22 protein-coding genes are annotated in these 20542 nt (G+C 63.9%); all 22 read left to right on the top strand.

Features of this window, described 5'->3' with window-relative positions:
- Nucleotides 1–10 precede the first annotated feature (10 nt).
- The 22 genes from LU671_RS11975 (at nucleotide 11) to LU671_RS11870 (ending at nucleotide 20426) form a co-directional block, all read left to right on the top strand.
- Nucleotides 11–886 carry a ParA family protein gene (locus LU671_RS11975; RefSeq protein WP_003158605.1) on the top strand — a complete coding sequence of 292 codons (876 nt, stop codon included), beginning with the start codon at nucleotides 11–13 and terminating at the stop codon, nucleotides 884–886.
- Complete coding sequence (locus LU671_RS11970) at nucleotides 870–1118, top strand: hypothetical protein (RefSeq protein WP_003158606.1); 249 nt, start codon at nucleotides 870–872, stop codon at nucleotides 1116–1118. Before LU671_RS11975 ends, LU671_RS11970 begins: the two co-directional genes overlap by 17 nt.
- The gene (locus tag LU671_RS11965) at nucleotides 1111–2739 is read left to right on the top strand and encodes a ParB family protein (RefSeq protein WP_003158607.1); all 1629 of its coding nucleotides are present in this window, start codon (nucleotides 1111–1113) and stop codon (nucleotides 2737–2739) included. Before LU671_RS11970 ends, LU671_RS11965 begins: the two co-directional genes overlap by 8 nt.
- A 15-nt stretch (nucleotides 2740–2754) precedes the next feature.
- Complete coding sequence (locus LU671_RS11960; RefSeq protein ID WP_003158608.1) at nucleotides 2755–3315, top strand: DUF2857 domain-containing protein; 561 nt, start codon at nucleotides 2755–2757, stop codon at nucleotides 3313–3315.
- Between the two features lie 3 nt (nucleotides 3316–3318).
- Complete coding sequence (locus tag LU671_RS11955; protein WP_003158609.1) at nucleotides 3319–4563, top strand: STY4528 family pathogenicity island replication protein; 1245 nt, start codon at nucleotides 3319–3321, stop codon at nucleotides 4561–4563.
- Nucleotides 4564–4880: 317 nt separating this feature from the next.
- Nucleotides 4881–5666: a PFL_4669 family integrating conjugative element protein gene (locus LU671_RS11950; RefSeq protein ID WP_003158610.1), complete on the top strand. Its 786-nt coding sequence runs from the start codon at nucleotides 4881–4883 to the stop codon at nucleotides 5664–5666.
- On the top strand, nucleotides 5663–6190 hold the full coding sequence (locus LU671_RS11945; RefSeq protein ID WP_003158611.1) for a DUF3158 family protein: 528 nt from the start codon (nucleotides 5663–5665) through the stop codon (nucleotides 6188–6190). Before LU671_RS11950 ends, LU671_RS11945 begins: the two co-directional genes overlap by 4 nt.
- 73 nt (nucleotides 6191–6263) lie before the next feature.
- Nucleotides 6264–6704, top strand: coding sequence for a single-stranded DNA-binding protein (locus tag LU671_RS11940; protein ID WP_003158612.1), 441 nt, complete (start codon nucleotides 6264–6266; stop codon nucleotides 6702–6704).
- 269 nt (nucleotides 6705–6973) lie between these two features.
- Nucleotides 6974–8998 (top strand): DNA topoisomerase III, encoded by a 2025-nt coding sequence (locus LU671_RS11935; RefSeq protein WP_003158613.1) that lies wholly within the window; start codon nucleotides 6974–6976, stop codon nucleotides 8996–8998.
- A 524-nt stretch (nucleotides 8999–9522) separates the two neighbouring features.
- Nucleotides 9523–9768 (top strand): hypothetical protein, encoded by a 246-nt coding sequence (locus LU671_RS11930; protein WP_003158614.1) that lies wholly within the window; start codon nucleotides 9523–9525, stop codon nucleotides 9766–9768.
- A gap of 328 nt (nucleotides 9769–10096) precedes the next feature.
- A complete protein-coding gene (locus LU671_RS11925; protein ID WP_003158617.1) occupies nucleotides 10097–10309 on the top strand; it encodes a hypothetical protein in 213 nt (70 codons plus the stop codon).
- A gap of 21 nt (nucleotides 10310–10330) precedes the next feature.
- Nucleotides 10331–10723: a hypothetical protein gene (locus LU671_RS11920; RefSeq protein ID WP_003158618.1), complete on the top strand. Its 393-nt coding sequence runs from the start codon at nucleotides 10331–10333 to the stop codon at nucleotides 10721–10723.
- A 212-nt stretch (nucleotides 10724–10935) separates the two neighbouring features.
- The gene (locus LU671_RS11915) at nucleotides 10936–11673 is read left to right on the top strand and encodes a DUF5983 family protein (protein WP_003158619.1); all 738 of its coding nucleotides are present in this window, start codon (nucleotides 10936–10938) and stop codon (nucleotides 11671–11673) included.
- A gap of 94 nt (nucleotides 11674–11767) precedes the next feature.
- A complete protein-coding gene (locus LU671_RS11910) occupies nucleotides 11768–12046 on the top strand; it encodes a hypothetical protein (protein ID WP_003158620.1) in 279 nt (92 codons plus the stop codon).
- Between the two features lie 279 nt (nucleotides 12047–12325).
- Nucleotides 12326–13138 (top strand): hypothetical protein, encoded by an 813-nt coding sequence (locus LU671_RS11905; protein WP_003158621.1) that lies wholly within the window; start codon nucleotides 12326–12328, stop codon nucleotides 13136–13138.
- Nucleotides 13139–13514: 376 nt separating this feature from the next.
- Nucleotides 13515–14429 (top strand): DUF3577 domain-containing protein, encoded by a 915-nt coding sequence (locus tag LU671_RS11900; protein WP_003158622.1) that lies wholly within the window; start codon nucleotides 13515–13517, stop codon nucleotides 14427–14429.
- A 54-nt stretch (nucleotides 14430–14483) separates the two neighbouring features.
- Entirely contained in the window at nucleotides 14484–15182 is a 699-nt protein-coding gene (locus tag LU671_RS11895; RefSeq protein WP_003158623.1) for a DUF3275 family protein, read from the top strand.
- 94 nt (nucleotides 15183–15276) lie between these two features.
- Nucleotides 15277–15678, top strand: coding sequence for a hypothetical protein (locus tag LU671_RS11890; RefSeq protein ID WP_003158624.1), 402 nt, complete (start codon nucleotides 15277–15279; stop codon nucleotides 15676–15678).
- An 82-nt stretch (nucleotides 15679–15760) separates the two neighbouring features.
- Entirely contained in the window at nucleotides 15761–16411 is a 651-nt protein-coding gene (locus LU671_RS11885) for a hypothetical protein (RefSeq protein ID WP_003158625.1), read from the top strand.
- Between the two features lie 64 nt (nucleotides 16412–16475).
- Entirely contained in the window at nucleotides 16476–17597 is a 1122-nt protein-coding gene (locus tag LU671_RS11880) for a DUF6094 domain-containing protein (RefSeq protein WP_003158626.1), read from the top strand.
- 166 nt (nucleotides 17598–17763) lie between these two features.
- On the top strand, nucleotides 17764–18009 hold the full coding sequence (locus tag LU671_RS11875) for a plasmid related protein (RefSeq protein WP_425311439.1): 246 nt from the start codon (nucleotides 17764–17766) through the stop codon (nucleotides 18007–18009).
- A 137-nt stretch (nucleotides 18010–18146) separates the two neighbouring features.
- Nucleotides 18147–20426: a helicase-related protein gene (locus LU671_RS11870; protein WP_003158628.1), complete on the top strand. Its 2280-nt coding sequence runs from the start codon at nucleotides 18147–18149 to the stop codon at nucleotides 20424–20426.
- The last annotated feature ends 116 nt before the right edge of the window (nucleotides 20427–20542 follow it).

The following is a 20542-nucleotide window of genomic DNA, read 5'->3' as shown; positions in this document are numbered from 1 at the left end:
GGAGAACGCCATGCAGGTCGTATCCATCATTTCAACCAAAGGTGGGGTCGGCAAGACTACCACCGCTGCGAACCTCGGCGGTCTCGCTGCGGACGCCGGACTGCGCGTGCTGCTGCTCGACCTCGATGTGCAGCCCACCTTGTCCTCATACTATGAGCTGGCTCACCGCGCGCCGGGCGGTATCTATGAATTGCTGGCCTTCAACGAGCGCGACCTCGACCAGCTTGTGTCCCGCACGATCATCGCGGGCCTGGACTTGGTGCTCTCCAACGACCACCGAGGCGAACTGAACACTTTGCTGCTGCACGCGCCGGACGGGCGCTTGCGGCTGCGGCATCTGCTTCCGGCGCTCAATCCCCTCTACGACCTGGTGCTGATCGACACCCAGGGCGCGCGCTCGGTGCTGCTGGAGATGGCGGTGCTGGCCTCCGACCTCGCACTGTCACCCGTGACCCCGGAAATTCTCGCCGCCCGCGAGCTGCGGCGCGGCACCATGCAGTTGCTGGAGGACATTGCACCGTACCGGCAGCTGGGCATCGCGCCGCCGCCGCTGCATCTGCTCATCAACCGCGTCCATCCGGTGTCCGCCAACGCCCGCCTGATCCAGCAGGCGCTGCGCGATCTGTTCCAGGACCATGCTGACATCCGTGTGTTGGCTACCGACGTGCCGGCCATTGAGGCTTATCCGCGTGCTGCTACGCGCGGCCTGCCGGTGCATCGGGTCGAGTACCGCCAGCCAGTGGGCAGAGTCGCTCCCGCCGCGCTCGCCACCATGCGCGATCTTGCCGGCGAATTGCTCCCGCAGTGGCAGGATCGATTTGCCGCAGTGTCCGGCCGTCCGCCACAGCCTCTTGATACCAGGAGGCCCCATGGCCAACGCACATGAACTGGCCCGAGGTCACAGCCGGCTGCGCGCCCTGATCGAGTTCGCCGTGGGCGAAGGCTGGCACGTCAAGCGCACGGCGGGCGGTCACCTCAAGTTCACCAAGTCAGGCTGCGCCGCGATCTACACCAGTTCGACGGCCAGCGATCACCGGGCAGCCCTCAACGCCCGTGCGCAGATCCGTCGCGCCGAGCGCGAGACCCGATCCCAAGCGCAGGGGGGCGGCCATGACTGAGATCACTTCCCAGCAGATGGCCGGCAAACTGCTTGCGTCCGGGTTCGAGCGCAGCGGCCCGTCAGCAACGACCTTGAGCGACCCGATCGCCGACACGCCCATGGTCGTGACGCTCGACCAATTGCGCCCCTACGACCACGACCCGCGCAAGAAGCGCAATCCGGTGTACGAGGAAATCAAGGCATCCATCCGCGAGCGTGGTCTGGACGCGGCTCCGGCCATCACCCGGCGGCCCGGCGACGATCACTACATCATCCGTAATGGCGGCAACACGCGACTGGCAATCCTGCGCGAACTCTGGTCGGAGACCAAGGACGAACGATTTTTTCGGGTCTCATGCCTGTTCCGCCCGTGGCCCGAGCGTGGCGAGATCGTCGCGCTCACCGGGCATCTTGCGGAAAACGAACTGCGCGGTGGCCTCACCTTCATCGAGCGGGCTTTGGGCGTCGAGAAAGCGCGCGAATTCTACGAACTGGAAAGCGGCTCCACCCTGAGCCAGTCCGAGCTGGCCCGCCGCCTGGCCGCCGACGGATACCCCGTGCAGCAGTCGCACATCAGCCGGATGGCCGACGCAGTACGCTACCTGCTGCCCGCAATCCCGACCGTGCTCTACGCCGGCCTGGGGCGTCACCAGGTCGAGCGGTTGTCGGTCATGCGCAAGGCCTGCGAGCGCACCTGGGCGCATTACGCCAAAGGCCGCTCACTGGTTCAGGACTTCGACGAGTTCTTTCAGGAAGTGCTGTCGCAATTCGATGTCCAGGCCGACGAGTTCTCTGCGCAGCGCATACAGGACGAGCTGATCGGCCAGATGACCGAATTGCTGGGTGTTGATTACGACGTGCTCGCTCTGGACATGACCGAATCCGAGAGCCGCCAGCGCGCCTTGGTCAGCGAGCCGACGCCGCCCTCGACGCCGCCTGCCCTGCCAGAGCCAGAGGCCATTGCGCGCCCACCTGCCGATACTGCGCCACCTGCTGCGAGGCCGACGGCAACTCCCTCGACGGGCGAGAGCGACGCGGAAGCCAGTCATTCGGACGCGGTCAGCCCGGCGACAGATGGCGACCGGCTTCAGGAGCACATCGTCTCGCCGGCGCCGACAACGGAACGGCTTGAGTCCATCCAGCGCATGGTCGCCGACCAGTTGGGCGATGCACTGCCGCACGACTTCTCGGCGAATGTCTTGCAGTCCATCCCGGTGCAGGCTGGTGGGCTCTATCCGATCTCGGATGTCTGGTACATCGCCCCCGGCCTGGACACACCCGAGCACCTGCGCATCCACGTCGCGCAGTTTGCCCGCGAGATTGCGGGCGAGGCACACCTGGGCGAGTGCATCGATGACCGTCCAGAAGGCATCGGCTTCGCCTGCCGTGCCCATACCTCAAGCCTGGCGCCAAAGGGCCGTGCCGTCCATGCGCTGTTGGCTTGCCTGGCCGGTCAGCAGCCCGCCGACGTCGGTCTGGACAACGGGCAACTCGTCATCGACCTGCCGGCGCTGCTGCACGGCCAGGGCGACGTAACCCGACGATTGAGCGACACCGCGCTGGTCAAGCTGTTCCGCCTGCTGCGACTGGCCCGCCGCCTGCTCGATCTCGAAGCCGGCGCTGCGGACTCTGGAACCTAAGCGAGGGAGGCCAGCATGTCCACAGCACACCCGCTCAACCAGGCTGTCATCGCCCAGGCCCTCTATGACCTGCGCAATGGGCAACTGCGCCGCTGCAAACTGATGGGGTTTGGCGAGGCAGAGCTGGACGCCCTCAAGCATCCTGCGCTGATCAGCGTGCTGGCCAACGCCAACGTCTCCTGGTGCTCAGTGACGGTCAACCGCGAAGTGCTGCGGCGGCTGCTCCAGCAGGCGCAGGACGTGGAGAAGGAAATCGCCACGGTCGATCGCATGCTCAGGCTGGGCGCGAGCACGGAGATGGTCAGCAAGTTCTATGGCTTGACGCATCAGGAAGTAGCGCTTCGCCGTGAAATCCTCGGTCTGCCCAAGCGCAAGGGCCGGCACCCCGTGCTGGACGAGGAGCAGGACACGGAGCTGTGGCGGCAATGGAAGGCCGTGACCAACAGCAGAACCGTCGATCTCGAAGATGACACTTCCATCCTCGATGCCGCCATGGACTTGGCCGAAGGAATGTCGCTGCCTCTGTCGGTGGTCTGGGCCTCGATCAAGAGCTGGGTCGATCAGGGATTGGCGTGAGTCATGGCCGTGGACGACACCGCACCACGAGCCCTACGCCAAGGCCCCATCGCACTGGCAGAACTGTTCGATGCTGCGCTGAAAGACCTTGCGCCCAAGCCCGCCCCCAGCGCACCTGCGTCTACACCTGCACAGTCGCCCACGCCCACCTCCGGCGATGCTTTCCTGTTCAGTGGCAACCGGCACGAGACGGTGCCACGCAAGTTGTTCCTCGACCGCCGCCTGACGCCGCTGGAACGAAACGCCTGGCAAGTGTTCCGACTGATGCTCAACGACGATGGCGTGACCGCATTTCCCACCTACGAGCAGTTGCGCCCCTGGCTAGCGTCCATGCCCTGCGCAGGCCAGGCCTCGCATGAAACCGTGGCACGGGCGCTGACACTGATGCGCCTGACCCGCTGGCTGAGCCTGGTTCGGCGACGGCGCGACCCCAAGACCGGCCGCATCCTCGGCAATCTGTACGTGCTGCACGACGAACCCCTGACACCGTTCGAGGCCATGCAGCTCGACCCGGACTACCTGCAACTCGTCAGCCAGGCGCTCGGCCATTCTGCCAAGGCCGTGCAGATCGTGGGCCTGCACACGCTCAAGGAAATCGGCGAAGACCCATTACTGGCCGGACGCACCCTCCCGTCACGGTTGCAGGTGATGGCCGAACGTCTCGCCAACCAGAACCCCACGGCCTGCGAAAGTTATCCACAGGAAGACGCCATTCACGATTCCGAAGAAGGGGCTCCGAGCCTTCTTCGGAATCGTGAACGACCCGCTACGGATTCCGAAGCAGGGCTGAAACCCGCGCCAGACGTCTCTCTTCGGAATCCGAAGCAGGCCCGTACAGTACGTAGTAGTTGTATTAATGAAATACGTACTACTGCGCAGGCGCGCGCGCTGGGCGATCTGCAATGGCCCAAGCGCTTTGCACAACTGAAGGCGGAACAGCAGGCGGGTGCCAAGGTGGCATTGCAGCAAGTTGATCCCTCGCTGAGGCAGGACGTGCTGGACGAATGGGCCGCGCGTTGTAGCAACCCCGGCATCCGCAATCCCGCAGGGTATCTGTTCGGCATCATCCAGCGGGCCATCCACGGTGAGTTCAATGCCTGGGCAAAGAAAGACCCGCCACCGGCACCCACTCAACCAAACGAACGGCCACCACCCGCACCGCCGACCCAAACGCAGGGTAAGCCGGTGCCACCAGAAGTCGCCAGGCAGCACATCGAGCGGCTGCGAAATCTGCTCGCCAGCAAGTGAGCAGGCCGGCAAGGCGGTGAAGTGGACGCCCATGGATGCCAGTAGAGCTATCCCCTGGGGATAGTTCCACCGTTGGGGCGGATGCCGTGCAGTCGCAGGCCTCGCCTCGAACATCTGCCGCAGCATCGGCCTTGTCCGTCCTGATCCTGACGTGCAGCGTTCGCTGGCGCTCCTTGGAGCTATCCCCTGGGGATAGCTCGCGCCGCAGGCGGCCACCACGCGCTGAACCGGGGTCTGGCAGGTTTCGGTTTGTTGACTGACGGCCTTCCGCTTCCTGCCGAAGCTGACCGCTCCTTTCCCCACAACGAGCGGACACCATGGCAACCAATGAATCTCTGCAACTGAATCTCGGCTCCCTGCGCAGCGCGATGTCGCTGACGCTTCACACCCACCACGCTTCGCGCATCTGGCATGGCCGTGCCGCCGCCGAGGGGCGACCGGGCATCGTCGGCCTGAACGGCTACATCGCCCAAATGAACAAGATGCGGCGCGGTTCGGAGCAGGACGACCCGTACTCGGATTGGTGGATGCTGCGCATCGAGGTCAAGCTCGACCAGACCAAGACCACGCTGCAAGCGCTGCGCGAGCAGGTGGATCAGGCGCTGGCAAGCGTACCGCCGGCACTCAGCCTGGGCGAGAACCTCAACGTGCAACCCGTCAAGTTGCCGCTGTTCGTCAATGCGCAGCTCGGCTTTGCCGCCGTCTATCTGCTGGCCGACTACGACGACATCGCCCGCAAACTGATCCTCGCCCATCACACGGCGCTCATCGACCGCAGCACCTTGGAGCGCTGGCTCAACGAGGGCGCCCATGCACTGCGCAGCCTGTTCTCGCTGGCCCAGCAATACCGCTATTCGGGCTGTACGCGCGACGACTTCGTGTCAAAGAACGCCGCAGCACGGGCGGCGCTGGAGAAATTCGGCGAACTGCCGCAGGACGTGCTGGAAGGCACGCACCGCTCGAAGTTCGCGCCGCCCATCGTGCGCCGTGGCCTGCAACAGCGTGTCGAGAGTCCTGCTGCAGCGCCTGCCCCCAACGACGAGGCCGCCACCGGCGCGGTGCCCGAGGTCGGCGTCGGCGAGATCAAGGGCGAGCAGGCATGAGCGATCCGAACCGCGAACCCCGCTACTTCCAGGGCCTGCAACAGGCTGCCTTCGTGAAGCTGGAACACGCGGCCTCTCTAAAAGGCCTTTTAAAGCCTTTTAAGGGTAAGGGGGATCTTGAGGCCTGGGCCAGCCAGTGCTTCGCCATGCGCGACGAGTTGATTGGCTTGGCTCAGCGGCAGGTGCTGCAACAGGCAGTCGGGCATCCCTTCCACCTGCTGCCCGTGGAGTTGGCCCAACAAACCACTGGCGCAGGAACGGCGTTTTTGCGCTGGCGCAAGCACGACCGCTCAGCCATGGGCGTAGCCCTGTGGCAGGAATTGATGGCGAGCACCGGCACGCCGGTCAACTTACTGGCCGAGCTGCACGCGATCGAGCTTCAGCGCATCACGCTGAACATGCAGATCAGCCTGTTGCACACCCTGGGCAGGCAGGCCCAGGAATGCGCCAGCAAGGCGGCTGTGGCGGAAGACGCCTACCTGCGCCGGCTCAAGTCCATCCCACCTGGAATGCGTGATCGGTGATGGCACCGGACACCCCAGCACACACCCGACGCCGACGCGGCACGGGTATTTCAACCACCATGGAGATTGCAACATGAGCACGCACTTTTGGGGCGAAGGCAACATTGGCTCCCCGCCCGAATACCGGGAGTTCCCCAACGGCAACGACGAGCCGCGGCGCTTGCTGCGGCTGAACGTGTATTTCGACAACCCCGTTCCCACCAAAGGCGGCGACTTCGAGGATCGCGGCGGCTTCTGGGCGCCCGTGGAAATCTGGCACCGCGACGCCGCGCACTGGAAAAGCCTCTACCAGAAAGGCATGCGCATCCTGGTCGTCGGCCGCATGGAGCGCGAGCCCTGGACGGACAACGAAGATCAGCCGCGCGAAACCTGGCAGATCAACGCGCGCAGCGTCGGCATCCTGCCGTTTCGCATCGAGTCCGTGACCCTCAGCCCGAAGCCGCAGGATGCGGAGGCAAAGCCCCAGGCCGCCCAGGAACCGGCTGCGCCAAAAGAGCCGCGGCGTAGGAAGTGACCCGGCATGGGTCGGCCACTGTTCGCCGCTCCATGCACCCGCGAGCTATCCCCAGGGGATAGCTCCATCTACGTCCACCGGATTCCACGTGCTCCCGAAAATCGCGGCTCCCGGCCCGCACACCCCGGCTGCATACCATCTCCGCCCCAGCCATTCCATCCCGTGAAAGTGGTCGCCACCGCTTGCGACTTGTTTGCTGTTGCCCCTGGTGGGGACCGGCATCCTCGATTCCAGCAACTCAATGAACCACGGAAATCGGATGGACGGATATGCGGCTGTTCTTGTGCGAGAAGCCCTCCCAGGGCAAGGATATTGGTCGGATTCTCGGCGCGACACAGCGCGGTGAAGGCTGCCTCAACGGCTCCGGCGTCACGATTACCTGGTGCATCGGCCATCTCGTAGAAGCGGCAGCACCCGAGGTCTATGACGCGGCGCTCAAGCGCTGGTCGCTGGAGCAGTTGCCCATCATTCCCCAGCAGTGGCGGGTCGAGGTCAAACCCAAGACCGCCACGCAATTCAAGGTCGTCAAGGCGCTTCTGGCGAAGGCGACCCATCTCGTCATCGCCACCGATGCCGACCGCGAGGGCGAGCTGATCGCCCGCGAGATCATCGACCTGTGCGGCTACCGTGGCCCCATCGAGCGCTTGTGGCTGTCGGCGCTCAACGATGCGTCGATCCGCACTGCGCTCGGCAAGCTGCGACCATCATCCGATACGCTGCCGATGTACTACTCGGCGCTGGCGCGTTCGCGGGCAGACTGGCTCGTCGGCATGAACCTCAGCCGTCTGTTCACGCTGCTCGGGCGGCAGGCGGGCTACGACGGCGTGCTGTCGGTCGGACGTGTCCAGACCCCGACCCTGAAGCTGGTCGTTGATCGCGACCGCGAAATCGCGGCTTTCAAGTCGGCGCCGTTCTGGGCCATCGACGTGTCTTTGTCCACAGAGGGTCAGGCTTTCTCCGCGCAGTGGGTTGCGCCCGACGGCTGCACCGACGACGCCGGTCGTTGCCTGCAACAGCCGGTCGCCCAGCAGGCGGCGCAGCAGATTCGCGCTGCGGGCAGCGCCCAGGTGGTGTCGGTCGAGACCGAGCGCGTGCGCGAAGGCCCGCCCCTGCTGTTCGACCTGGGGACGCTTCAGGAGGTCTGTTCCAGGCAGCTCGGGCTGGACGTACAGGAGACATTGCAGATAGCCCAGGCCCTGTACGAGACGCACAAGGCCACAACCTACCCGCGCTCGGACTCCGGCTACCTGCCCGAAAGCATGTTCGCCGAGGTGCCCACCGTCCTGGACAGCCTGCTCAAGACCGACCCGTCGCTGCGCCCGATCATGGGTCAGCTCGACCGCACCCAGCGTTCGCGTGCATGGAACGACGGCAAGGTCACAGCGCACCACGGCATCATCCCGACGCTCGAACCGGCGAATCTTTCCGTCATGAGCGAGAAGGAACGGGCCGTGTACCGGCTAATCCGGGCGCATTACCTGGCCCAGTTCCTCCCTCACCACGAGTTCGACCGCACCGTGGCCGAGCTTTCCTGCGGCCAGCAGAAGCTGGTGGCTACGGGCAAGCAGGTCGTCGTCAAGGGCTGGCGCCTGGTGCTGGACGAGCCCGAACGTGAAGGCAGCGCTGATGAGGACGCCGACGCCTCTGCACGCAGCCAGGTGCTACCCGCGTTGCGCGAAGCGATGGCATGTCAGATCGCTGGGGCCGACATCAAGGCACTCAAAACGATGCCACCCAAGCCCTATACGCAGGGCGAACTGGTCAAGGCGATGAAGGGTGTTGCGCGTTTCGTGACCGACCCGCGCCTGAAGCAGAAGCTGAAGGACACGACGGGCATCGGCACCGAGGCGACGCGGGCCAACATCATCAGCGGGTTGATCACTCGCGGCTACATCGTGAAAAAGGGACGCTCCATCCGTGCATCGGATGCGGCGTTCACGCTGATCGATGCCGTGCCTGCGGCGATTGCTGACCCCGGCACCACCGCCGTGTGGGAACAGGCACTCGACATGATCGAGGCTGGTCAGCTCACGCTGGACGTGTTCATTGGCAAGCAGGCCGCCTGGATTTCGCAGTTGATCGCGCAGTACGGCAGCATGTCCCTGTCCATCAAGCTTGCCCATGGACCAGCATGCCCGCAGTGCGGCGCATCGACGCGCCAACGCACCGGCAAGAGCGGTCCATTCTGGTCGTGCAGTCGCTACCCCGACTGCAAAGGCACGCTGCCGGTCGAATCTGGTCCGCCCAAGCGTGGCGCTTCGCGCTCGCGTAGCAGCGGCCGCAAAGGCGCCTAACCGACTCCGTTTCCCGTGGGCCGCACCCTGTTTCAAAGGCGTGGCCCGTGTCCCGCACGCCCCTGCGGGTCGCCCAGCGCGCAACGCCTTCTTGTCCGTGTGCGCGTCCCGTCGAGCCGTCCCCGGCTGCGGGACCTGAAGGTAGTTTTTCCGCGAACCGCCTCCCGCGTGTTCTGCTGGTCTGTGTTTCTCCCGCCCACTGCGAAGTGGTCCCCCGATGGCTTGCCTGGCAGCGCGAGCCACCCGGAGACCCTTTGTGGTCAGCGGTATTCAGTGCCGGTGCCCACCGGCGCAAAAACGGGCTCCCTTTGTGCGCGGATGTGCGCCAGACGATGCCGGCCCCAGCCACGACATGGGCCGGGTGTGATTGCTGATGAGCAGACGGTTCGAGCGACGACCGGGCCTGCAACAGCCCACGGGTGGTTATTTCCTCCCGAGCCGAAGGTCAGCGAGCCTTCGGCTCCTTTGTCTCGTCGATCAACGTTCCGATCCAAGGGCCGGCCACAGCAACAGGAAACCGACGCATGCAACAACCGGAGAAAGTACGAGCCGCGTTCGAGCGCGACCTTGGCAACAAGGTGCTGTTCATCAAGGACGGCAAGCTGCTGTTTATCGATGGCATCAACCTCAAGGCCATCGCCGACCGTAAGGCGTATTTCGCTTCGCTGCGTGCGCGGCAAACGCAACCCATTGTGGTCCTGGCCGAACTGGGACAGGACGAGGCATTCGCCCTGTGGAAGCAGTATGTCCTGGGCGACAAGACCGAGTGAGCCAACGCACCCACGCCCCCCCTGACAGCCCGCACTCGATGCGGGTTTTCTGTCTCCGCGCCATCAATCCGGGCTGGGCCGATTGCCGTTTTCCAACTGACGCAGCGAGGCTCCCGGACGAAGCTGCCCGCATGTTCGCTGATTCGTCAGCACATGCCAGCAGCCATGGGTTCCAGGCTGCCGTGGGTTCTTCCCGCGTAACCCGCCAGTCCGTATCGCATCAAGTCTGCGGACGCGCGTCCCCGTGACGCCGATGCTTTTTATCCACCACGTGCGGGAGCTGCCATCCCGTGAGGGACAAGGCCTCGCTTTTCCAAGGAGCCTACCCATGTCCCACAAAGCCTCTTTCGGCCAGTTGGCCTTGACCTATTGCGGCAAGTTCCTGCCGCTCGAAGTCCTGCAAAGCGCCGCCGGCCACTACATCGGCACGCGCGATACCGAAGGTCCCGTTTCGCGGGAATCGCACGAGTACTTCCGCAGCCATGCGGCGGCTCAACGTGCCCTCGAAAGAGGCGGCTGGTCCCAGCTCGCCATTCCCTGATCCAACTGGAGGAATCACGCCATGAATCAACTGCTGCCGCAGGAAGTCGTCGATCAGATCATGCGGGAAGAGCAGCATTTCGCTGCCGCGCCCCAAGCCTTCTTCGAGGCATGGAAGCGTGGTGCCGAGATCGCTGGCCCCGAATGGTTCGGCGACGGCACCCGTGAAGGTCTGAACCAGGCCAAGAGCAAGTGGGATCTGCGTCCCAACATGCTGCTGCTCAATGATGCCCTCGGCGTCCTGAGCAGCGGCGAACGCATGTTCCTGTCCGCCATGGTCAGCTTCTACAACGCGCGCGAGGGCGGTGCCATGCTCAAGCGCTGCCACTTCGACGGGCTGTCGGACTTCGACGGCCTCGATCTGCAACGCCGCAAGGTCATCGCCGACTTGATGGTGAACTACAGCGGCTGGTGAGCCCGTTTCGGGCACACCCCCGTCTTTTCGTTCCCCACGAGGGACATGCGTCCACACGGCCATGTCCCTCGATTTCCTTTCCGTAGCCCAGCGTAAAGCGGCTGAATCAAAGCCAACGATCAGCGCCGACTGACGCATTTTCCCTTTTCAACCCACTGGGTCCAATTCCCGGTGGCGGGAATTGGCTCCATTATTCAATCTGGAGCGTTCCCATGTCTCAGAATCCCAATCCCTTTGTTCGCGGCTACTGGAACTTGAAAATCGTCCGCACGCTGTCCATCAGCTACGAGGACGGAAGCCCGCATGTCTGGCGAAATATCCACCCGAGCCAGCAACATCTTTCCGACCAGGAACTGATTTCATCTTCCTGCATCGTCACCAGCGATTTCGCGGTGGTCACGAACGGCTCTGAACCTATAAGCGCCGAGGTGCTGGCCGAATGCGATGCCGATGAGGGCGTTAACGGCGAAGGCGTGATCGGTGCCGTGGTCTATGCCATTCATGGCGAGGACTTCGACGATCGCCTGATCCACGTCGGTGACAGCTATTCGGTCGAGGCCGCGCGGGAAATCGTGCAGCGCCTGAGTTTCGAGACCGGCTACTACAGCCGCTGCTGGGAAATCAGCAGCGCGCACATCAGCCAGGAAACCGGCCAGTACCTCGCCAATCTGGCGGACCTCGCCACGCCGGAGGCCTTTTTGTTCATCGCCTTTCGGGTTCCGTACAGCCCGGCGATCGGCGTCAAGCTGATCTCAACGCCCTGGACGGACCAGAACCTGGAGCACGCCGATGGCATCACCGCCGAGCAGCTTCGGCAGGAGCACCGCAGCAAGGGCATGCCAGACGACCTGGCGAACATCCTGGAACTGGCTGGCCAGGCCGATGTGCGCATCCTCATCCTCGACGCCGACGCGCCCGTGTTGCCGGGCTTGCCGCTGGCCGAGTCCTAGCAAACACACCACGAGCCCACCTTCCTCTTTGCCCTCCATGCCAGCCCGTCTCCTTTCTAGGAGCCGGGCTGGTCCAATTTCATAGGAGCACTTTATGTTCCCCGACCTCATCTCGCCCGCACGCGACTTCGAGCATCAGCTTGGAGCCTGCGTCAACGCCATGGGCCAGGACGACGCCATCGGCCAGATCCTGGTATTCGAGCGCTTGAGTGGCACGCTGCACATGCGCCATATCGCCAGCGCCGATCTGGCCGACACCGACATTGACGACTACGAAATGGTCGTTTTCGACGGTGGCAACACCGGCGGCGACACGTGGAAGCACGTGTTCTTTCCACGTCAGCGCGAACACTACTTCGTGTACCAAGCCTGACCACCCAGCCCCTTTCGAGGGGCCTTTTCTTGTCCCGGCGCAGGAAAGCGGGTGCGGCGCGGTGCGGTTTGCTGAGCGCAGGCCGCTCACTCAAGGGCCATCCTTACCCCATGTTCGTCGGCGTTGCCGACACATGCCCAGGCAGCCAAGACCTTCAAGGCTGCAAGCGCGGGAAACCGTGCTGGTTGTTTCTTCCTACGGACGCATCGCGCCCATTCACCCACAAGGGACCTCTCCCTTGCGGGCGGGAATCCCTTGTTCTTCCTCAAGGAGATTCACATGGATCGCTCTCTCATCAAGACCCTGATGCCTTCGCTGGTCGCAGGCCATGTGCCGCGCAACGTGCGATCGTTCAAGTACCGCGTGTTCGATGATCAACCACAGTCCTCGACACTGGGCTTCGTCATTGATCCCCAGCCCTTCGACGGCAAGGTGGTAGCAGCCAGCAAAGACGCCATCGTCGTCAAGCTCAAGCCCAGCGAGTTCGCGGTACTCGATCCCAACCTGGTGACCACCGTTCCCAGCGAGGGCACCAAGGTGCATGTCCAACCCTATGCCCGTCGCCGTTTCGACGGCCTGCGTGCGGACACGCCAGAAGAGCGCACCGAGATGATGTCCGACGGCACTCCCTACACCGTCAAGACACACATCCTCGGCTCCGCGCCGGCCAAGCTGCCCATTCCCGAGCCGCAGTGCATGGAACTGGGTCAGCTCATCGAGCAGTTGGAGGAAATGCCGGCGCCCGACAGGTTCCGGCGCATCACCCACATGCTGGTCGATGCGGGCGCCCACGACTTCACCTGGGTCGATCCGAAGCCGTCCAGGATCATCGAAACGCCCCCGGCGATCAGTTTCACGGTTTCGACCGCGAAGTTCGCCGGCCAGGTGACGATCCTCTACCAGCGCGGCAGCGATACCTATGCGGTGGAGCTGCGCCGCGACGGCGAGTTGGTCGATCGGCACGACGAGGTGTACTTCGACATGCTCGGCGAAGTGCTGGAGCGGCTCATCGACGACGGACGCTGGCGTCTGATCGATGTGAGCGTGATCGGCGCGGAGACGTCCCGACGGCGCCGCGCTGTACCTGCGTGACACCACGAAAAAAACCAGGCGACATGCCCCCACAGGCTCTCCCTCCATTCGGAAGGAGGGCCTTTTTTCTGCCTGGGAGATTCATCAAAGGGAATCGCCCGGATGCCGATTGATGGCTGCCTCGCGCGCGAGGCGAGGCCATGCTGAGCCCATGCCTGCTGACGTTGTCAGCGACATGCCAGGCAACCATCGGTCTTCGAGGTTGCGGCGCAGCTCCCACTGCGTGACCGAGCCAGCTCGCACCGCATCCATCCGCGAGCGGCCACCAGTCTCTGGTGGTGGATGCTTTCGCCTTATCAACCCATCGCGGGGTTACGCACCTTTCCCCGCAGCGTGGGACTGGCGTGTCTCCGCTTCATCCCTATGGAGATTCACCATGAGCACCACGTCCAACGAGAAATCGTATTTCGACCTCCACACCTCGGGCATCGGTTACATCCAGCGTGTCCGTGAAGTGCCTGTTCGGGGCGGCCGCCGTGCGCAGCCTTTTCTGGCATGCACCATCGCCGCGCTGGTCGGTTCCGCAAAGGACCCCAGCTATCGCTATTTCGATGTCAAGGTCTCGGGTGCCGAGGCCAAGAAGCTGGTCGAGCGCTGCATCGGCGTTGACGATCCCAAGCAGCGCCCGCTGGTGCGCTTTCGCCTCGGCGACCTGTGGGGCGATGCGTACATCCGCGACAAGGGCGAGCAGAAAGGCCAAGCCGCCGCGTCCCTCAAGGCGCGACTGCTCAAGGCCGAGCCACTTGACCGAGCCGAACTGGCTTCGATCAGGCATCACGAGCTGATCACCCGCGGCATCGGCTACCTCAGCCGTCCGAAGGACGTCACGCCCAAAGATGGCGACCCGTTCCTCTCTTGCACCGTCGCCGCGCTGGCCGGGCCTGTCGATGAACCGGAGTATCGGTACTTCGACACCATCGTTACCACCCCTGAAGCCGAGCATCTGGTTCGCCGGTGCGTGCAGGCCATCGAAGGGGACTGCAAGGTGCTGATCGCCTTCCGTCTCAACGACATGAAGATCGATCCGTACATCCGCACCAAGGGTGAACGCGCTGGGGAACCGGCCGCAAGCCTGGAATCGACGCTGATCCACATCGGCCTGATCAAGATCGACGGCACCAAGGTCTATCCGACGAGCCCCGCGCAAGCCGAGACGCCGCCAGCCCAGGACGCATCCGCGTCCGAAGCCGAGGACGCCGGCCCCGCTGCCGATCAGCCTGCCGAGCCCGCCGAGCGCGAGCCCGAAGGTGAAGTCGAGAAGCAGGAGCCGGCATTGGCTGATTCGTTCTGATCGGCAAGGCCCTCGCGGGCCTTGTCGTTTTCCCAATCGCTAAGGAGAACCATCATGGCAGCCACATCGGCATCCGATAAATCGGTTTCGCCCATTGTCGTCCCCGGCCAACTCACGCTGCGCACCATTCGCGGCAAGAACGGCCCCTTCACCGTCGGTCGCCTCGCCACGCACCTCGGTACGTTCGAGGTCAAGGACCCGGAGCTGGAGCAATACCCCGAAGGCAAGTACGACGGGGAGTTCATCATCAGGTACATCTTCCCGAAGTCCTACCCGGTCGGTGGTGGCATGCGTTTCGAAATCCGCGCCAGTCTGGACGGAATGACGCTCTACGACATCGACAAACTGAGCCGTGACGAGGCACGCAGCTTCGCCACTCAGGACCTCGATCCACTTGATGAAGAGCTGGGCGAACAGCCTGCGGTAACGCCGGCCAAACCAGCCAAACCAGCCAAAACGTCCAGGCCCGCCAAGCCCGCACCTGTGCAGGCATCCGCAGACCCGCTGGTCGATACCACCCCCTTTGGTGTGGATGCGCCGACGCCCGCTACGGCGACTGCCTCCGGCAGTACCGAAGAGGGCGATGCCGCGCTGTTCGGCCTGCTGTGGCCGCTGGATGAGTCCGTGAAACTGGATTCGACCATCGACCGCCGCACCCTGCGCGCGCAGATCGCTCGCTTGAGCGAACTGGGTTATGCGCTGGACTTCAAGACGCAAGAGTGGAGCCGCCAGGCCGAACTGCAACCCGCGTAGTACGGAACGCTGCATCTGCGGTGTTCCTCACCCACCCGCCGGGGGCCTTCCCCTCGGGGGAAGCCTCCGGCTTCATTTCTCCCGGAGGCCTCTCATGGGCTGGTATTTCTCCCCCCAATCGCGGTCTGAACTGATCGCGGAACTGATCACACCGCAAGAGACCGAGCGCACCAGCGTGAAGGTCATCGCCCACGCACTGCGTGGCAACGTCCTCTGGTCTGTTACGCAAGTGACGGCCAAAGCCGACGGCGTACATCGTGATCTCGCGCCAGGTCAGTCCCTGCGCTATATCCGCTGCGATCTGCTGCAACGCAGCGGCGGCCAGTGGGGCTACAAGCCGCTGGACGAATCCATGCACCCGTACTACTACTCGTGCCCGCTGTCCTATCTGGATCTCGCACCGGAGCAATCCGCCGACTGGCGTGCAGGCGTTCGCGCCTACCACGCGCAGAGGCGCATACCCAAAGCAGCCCCGGCTACGACGCTGACGGCCTGAGCCAGGGCGTTTGCCCTACCACCCCAAGGGGCAGCACTTGCCCCAGCGGCGCTGCTGTTCCCGCTTATCCGAGGACACCACTATGCCCGCAAACCCTTCTTCCACCACGCTGTATCGCATCGACGAATGCCCGGACGTGATGGCCGACGCTTGCGTCGGCGATGACCAGGGCAATCTGATCTTCCTGTCGATCTGGGCGCGGGACACCGCCGTCCAGCAGTTCCTTGCTCGCCTGACCCTCGGGCGTGACGAGCAAGGCCTGGAGCAGTTCCACGTCATCACCGACCAGGGCGGCAGCGTCCCGGTGTTCGTCGGCAACGTCGATCGCCTGGAAAAGCGCATGACCCGCGCCTACCGGCGAACGCTGTTCGGTTCGCTGTCCAACGTGTGGCTGTTCGATCGGCGCTGCGTCAAGCCCGACAAGGCCAACGCCAGCGCACTGGCATTGCTGCCCCGCGATAGCGACCACCGGCTTGACCGCCTGTGGACGTTGGTGCAGGACACCTGCCCACTGCCATTGCTCGACCACTGGCGCGAAACCGTGCTGGAACTGCTGCAAAGCCGCGAGATGCTGACCCGCCTGCCGTTCGCCCTCGGGCCTTTGGTGGGCCATCGGCTCGCCATCGACGTGCCGGCGCTGACCCAGGCGCTCGGCTCGCTGATCCGCAGTGACGTGCTCACCGCCTATCCCTATCCGGCCAAGATTTGGACGCCGGAAACGGTAGCGGCTTGACCCACCTGCGCAGGCACGCCAAGGCGTGCCTGCGCCAATCATCCCCGCCAACCAGGAGACTTCCATGGCTCTCATGTTCCCGCGGCTCGCCCGCAATTTCGTGAAAAACGGGTACTTCCCGACCGACGAACCCACGCTCGAAAGAGCGCTCAACGCATTGATGCCCAGTAACTCTGAATCCAATGGGCCGATGTGCATCCTCGATCCCTGCGCCGGCGAAGGCGTGGCAATCGCTGAAGCGGCTCATGCCCTGGGGCGCGAGCATGCCAAGGCGTTCGCCGTCGAGTTCGACGCAGAGCGGGCGCGCCATGCCCGTGGTCTGGTCGATCACTGTCTGCACGCGGACCTGATGGACACGATGATCTCCAAGCAGTCCTTCGGTCTGCTCTGGCTCAATCCGCCGTATGGCGACCTGTCCAAGGACGTCAACGGCAACATTGGCTATCAAGGTCAGGGCCGAGCCCGCCTCGAAAAGCTGTTCTACCAGCGCACGCTGCCCCTGTTGCAGTACGGCGGCGTGCTGGTCTTCATCGTCCCCGGCTACGTGCTCGATGCCGAGCTGGTCGGCTGGCTGACACGCCACTACACCGACCTGCGGATCTATCGAGCGGTGGAAACGCAGTTTAAGCAGGTGGTGATCTTCGGGCGACGGGTGCGTCAGCGTGAGCAGACACCCGATGCCGTCAAGGCCGTGCGCAGTCTGTTGCTGCAGATTGGGCTTGGCGAAATCGAAGCCGAGGAGCTGCCGAGCGAATGGCCGTTCCTGCCGTACATCGTCCCCGCCAGCCCGGCGGAGCCGGGGCATTTCTTCCGCGTGACGATGGAGCCGGAGCAGTTCGCCGATGAGGTTGGCAGACTGCAAGGCCTCTGGCCGTCGCGGGATACGCAGTTGGGGGCCGCGCAGCAGACGCTACGTCCACCGGCGCGGGCCTTGTCCCACTGGCATCTCGCCCTGGCTCTGGCCGCAGGCGCGATCTCGGGAGTCGTGCAATCCAAGACGGGGCGCGTGCTCGTCGTCAAAGGTGACACCCACAAGGACAAGACGCTCCAGCGGGAATTCACCGAGCGCGAAGACGGCTCGATCGCCGAGACGCGCATCCTCACCGACAAGTTTGTTCCCGTCATCCGCGCGTGGGACATGACGCCTGATTCCCCGACACGGGGCGAGGTGTTGACCATTCGCTGATTGTTTTTCACCGCCGACGGTTCGCCGTCGATTTTTCCACCTACCGGGGTCCAGTCGCCCCGATGGGGTGCCGTGGCCCCTCCATATCCAGGAGCCTTCCATGGCAGCCCAAGCACTTTCCATCAGCCAAACACCGAGCCTGCGCTTCTCGCCAGGCCAGGTGGTCATGACCTGCGGCGTCGATGACCTGGTCCGACAGGGCCGGCTCAACCCGACTCCCTACCTGCGTCGCCACCTCGGCGGCGATTGGGGCGACCTCGACGACAGCGACAGGCGGCAGAACGATGCCGCGCTGAAGTCCGGCGAGGATCGTCTGTTTTCTTCTTACGAGGTCACACCCGGCCTGAAGATTTGGATCATCACCGAATGGGATCGCAGCGTCACCACGCTGTTGCTGCCCAACGAGTACTGACCGCGAGTTGTCACCGCAGGCCAAGGAGTGCCTGTACTGTCCAACCACCGACGGTTCGCCGTCTCTCTTCCCACCACGGGGCATGTCATCGCCCCGCTGGGGTGGTGCATGCCCCATTCTTTTTATGGAGCATCACCATGCCCGTTGATCTCGACACCACCGCCAGCAATGCAGCGCCCGTACCGGGCGAACTGCTCGAAGCGGAATCATCCCCTCTGACCCTGAGCCTTCAGGATTTTGTCGGCGAGTTCGGCGACGAACTGCTTGATTCTCTCAACCGCGCCAACCCGCCGGTCTATACCGGCCAAGCGCAAGCACAGCGGCAACTCGTCGTTGCCAGCCTCAAGCGCAAGCTGTTCCAGGCCCAGGCCGACGTTGTCCATGCTGCCGCCGAGCTGCTGGTCGATCAAGGCGAACGCGCTGCGATCGTCAATGGCGAAATGGGCTGCGGCAAAACGACCGTCGGCATCGCCACGGCCGCGGTGCTCAACGCCGAAGGCTACCGCCGCACGCTGGTACTTTCGCCTCCCCACCTGGTCTACAAGTGGCGGCGCGAGATCCAGGAGACGGTGGCCGGCGCCAAGGTCTGGGTGCTCAATGGCCCGGATACGCTGGTCAAGCTCATCAAGCTGCGCGAGCAGTTGGGTGTGCAGCCCACGGGCCAGGAGTTTTTCGTCCTGGGGCGCGTGCGGATGCGGATGGGGTTCCACTGGAAGCCGGTCTTCACCCAGCGGCGCACCCGCCACGGCGACGTGGCAGCATGCCCGAACTGCGGCACGGTCATTACGGACCTCGACGGCGAACCGGTCAACCCGATCTCGCTCGAAGCCGAGGAGTCCCGCAGGAAGTGCAGCCACTGCGCCGCGCCCCTGTGGACGCTGATCCGCCCGCGTAGTCTGTCCGGCAGTGACCAGTCCTCTGTCGTCCTCAAAGCCTTGAAGCGCATCCCGACCATCGGGGAAGTCACCGCGCAGAAGTTGATGCAGAAGTTTGGTGACGGCTTCCTGGCCTCGATGCTGGGTGACAACATCCACGAGTTCATCAACCTGATGGACGGCAATGGCGAGCTGGTGTTTTCCGACCGTCAGGCCACGCGCATGGAACGTGCGATGGCCAACATGGAGTTTGGCTTTGGCGAGGGCGGCTACCAACCGTCCGAGTTCATCAAACGCTACCTGCCGCAAGGCACGTTCGACCTGCTCATCGCCGACGAGGCGCACGAGTACAAGAACGGTGGCAGTGCCCAGGGCCAGGCCATGGGCGTGCTGGCGGCGAAGGCTCGCAAGACCTTGCTGCTGACCGGCACGCTGATGGGCGGCTACGGCGATGATCTGTTCTACCTGCTGTTCCGGGCACTGCCAGGGCGGATGATCGAAGACGGCTACCGCCCGACCACGAGCGGCAGCATGACCTCGGCTGCGATGGCGTTCATGCGCGATCACGGCGTCCTCAAGGACATCTACTCCGAGAGCGCCGGCACGGCGCACAAGACGGCCAAGGGCACCAAGGTATCGGTGCGCACGGTCAAGGCTCCCGGCTTCGGCCCGAAAGGGGTCTTGCGTTGCATCCTGCCGTTCACCATATTTCTCAAGCTCAAGGACATCGGTGGCAACGTCCTGCCACCGTATGACGAGGAGTTTCGTGAAGTCCAGATGGACGTGGCGCAAGCTGCGGCCTACCGCGATTTGGCGGGTCGGCTGACCGCAGAGCTGAAACAGGCTCTGGCGCGACGCGATACGACCTTGCTGGGGGTGGTGCTCAACGTGCTGCTGGCCTGGCCGGATTGCTGCTTCCGGTCGGAGACCGTGGTGCATCCACGCACGCGCAACACCTTGGCGTTTGTCCCGGCTCAGTTCAATGAGTTCGAGATCAGCCCCAAGGAGCGTGAGCTGATCGAGATCTGCAGGCAGGAGAAGACACAGGGCCGCAAGGTTCTGGCCTACACGGTCTATACCGGCACGCGCGATACCACGTCGCGCCTGAAGGGGCTGCTGGAGCAGGAAGGCTTCAAGGTGGCGGTGCTGCGCGCAAGCGTGGATGCCAGCCGCAGAGAAGACTGGATCGCCGAGCAACTGGACCGTGGCATCGACGTGCTCGTCACCAATCCCGAGCTGGTCAAGACGGGGCTGGACCTGCTGGAGTTCCCGACGATTGTGTTCATGCAAAGTGGCTACAACGTGTACTCGCTCCAACAGGCAGCACGCCGCTCCTGGCGCATCGGGCAGAAGCAACCCGTGCGCGTGATCTACCTCGGCTATGCCGGTTCCTCGCAGATGACCTGCCTGGAACTGATGGCCAAGAAGATCATGGTCTCGCAGTCCACCTCGGGCGATGTGCCCGAATCGGGGCTGGATGTCCTGAACCAGGACGGTGATTCCGTCGAAGTGGCGCTGGCCCGGCAATTGGTCACCGCCTGATTTCCACGCCACAAGCCGGCCTAGCGCCGCCGGCTTTCTGTTCTTCCCACCTTGCAGCCCCGTCCGCGTTCTTCGTGGGCGGGGCTGCGTTTTTCTCTCATTCCAAAGTGTTCCCG

The sequence above is a fragment of the Pseudomonas sp. NMI760_13 genome (assembly GCF_021283245.1).
GTDB lineage: Bacteria > Pseudomonadota > Gammaproteobacteria > Pseudomonadales > Pseudomonadaceae > Aquipseudomonas > Aquipseudomonas peradeniyensis.
The sequence above is the reverse complement of the archived record's forward strand: the minus strand, read 5'-3'. Positions and strand labels throughout refer to the sequence as shown.

Excerpts from the sequence above, each read along its gene's own strand:
- LU671_RS11975 (WP_003158605.1), top strand. The coding sequence starts at position 11 with ATGCAGGTCGTATCCATCATTTCAACCAAAGGTGGGGTCGGCAAGACT.
- LU671_RS11970 (WP_003158606.1), top strand. The coding sequence starts at position 870 with ATGGCCAACGCACATGAACTGGCCCGAGGTCACAGCCGGCTGCGCGCC.
- LU671_RS11965 (WP_003158607.1), top strand. The coding sequence starts at position 1,111 with ATGACTGAGATCACTTCCCAGCAGATGGCCGGCAAACTGCTTGCGTCC.
- LU671_RS11960 (WP_003158608.1), top strand. The coding sequence starts at position 2,755 with ATGTCCACAGCACACCCGCTCAACCAGGCTGTCATCGCCCAGGCCCTC.
- LU671_RS11955 (WP_003158609.1), top strand. The coding sequence starts at position 3,319 with ATGGCCGTGGACGACACCGCACCACGAGCCCTACGCCAAGGCCCCATC.
- LU671_RS11950 (WP_003158610.1), top strand. The coding sequence starts at position 4,881 with ATGGCAACCAATGAATCTCTGCAACTGAATCTCGGCTCCCTGCGCAGC.
- LU671_RS11945 (WP_003158611.1), top strand. The coding sequence starts at position 5,663 with ATGAGCGATCCGAACCGCGAACCCCGCTACTTCCAGGGCCTGCAACAG.
- LU671_RS11940 (WP_003158612.1), top strand. The coding sequence starts at position 6,264 with ATGAGCACGCACTTTTGGGGCGAAGGCAACATTGGCTCCCCGCCCGAA.
- LU671_RS11935 (WP_003158613.1), top strand. The coding sequence starts at position 6,974 with ATGCGGCTGTTCTTGTGCGAGAAGCCCTCCCAGGGCAAGGATATTGGT.
- LU671_RS11930 (WP_003158614.1), top strand. The coding sequence starts at position 9,523 with ATGCAACAACCGGAGAAAGTACGAGCCGCGTTCGAGCGCGACCTTGGC.
- LU671_RS11925 (WP_003158617.1), top strand. The coding sequence starts at position 10,097 with ATGTCCCACAAAGCCTCTTTCGGCCAGTTGGCCTTGACCTATTGCGGC.
- LU671_RS11920 (WP_003158618.1), top strand. The coding sequence starts at position 10,331 with ATGAATCAACTGCTGCCGCAGGAAGTCGTCGATCAGATCATGCGGGAA.
- LU671_RS11915 (WP_003158619.1), top strand. The coding sequence starts at position 10,936 with ATGTCTCAGAATCCCAATCCCTTTGTTCGCGGCTACTGGAACTTGAAA.
- LU671_RS11910 (WP_003158620.1), top strand. The coding sequence starts at position 11,768 with ATGTTCCCCGACCTCATCTCGCCCGCACGCGACTTCGAGCATCAGCTT.
- LU671_RS11905 (WP_003158621.1), top strand. The coding sequence starts at position 12,326 with ATGGATCGCTCTCTCATCAAGACCCTGATGCCTTCGCTGGTCGCAGGC.
- LU671_RS11900 (WP_003158622.1), top strand. The coding sequence starts at position 13,515 with ATGAGCACCACGTCCAACGAGAAATCGTATTTCGACCTCCACACCTCG.
- LU671_RS11895 (WP_003158623.1), top strand. The coding sequence starts at position 14,484 with ATGGCAGCCACATCGGCATCCGATAAATCGGTTTCGCCCATTGTCGTC.
- LU671_RS11890 (WP_003158624.1), top strand. The coding sequence starts at position 15,277 with ATGGGCTGGTATTTCTCCCCCCAATCGCGGTCTGAACTGATCGCGGAA.
- LU671_RS11885 (WP_003158625.1), top strand. The coding sequence starts at position 15,761 with ATGCCCGCAAACCCTTCTTCCACCACGCTGTATCGCATCGACGAATGC.
- LU671_RS11880 (WP_003158626.1), top strand. The coding sequence starts at position 16,476 with ATGGCTCTCATGTTCCCGCGGCTCGCCCGCAATTTCGTGAAAAACGGG.
- LU671_RS11875 (WP_425311439.1), top strand. The coding sequence starts at position 17,764 with ATGACCTGCGGCGTCGATGACCTGGTCCGACAGGGCCGGCTCAACCCG.
- LU671_RS11870 (WP_003158628.1), top strand. The coding sequence starts at position 18,147 with ATGCCCGTTGATCTCGACACCACCGCCAGCAATGCAGCGCCCGTACCG.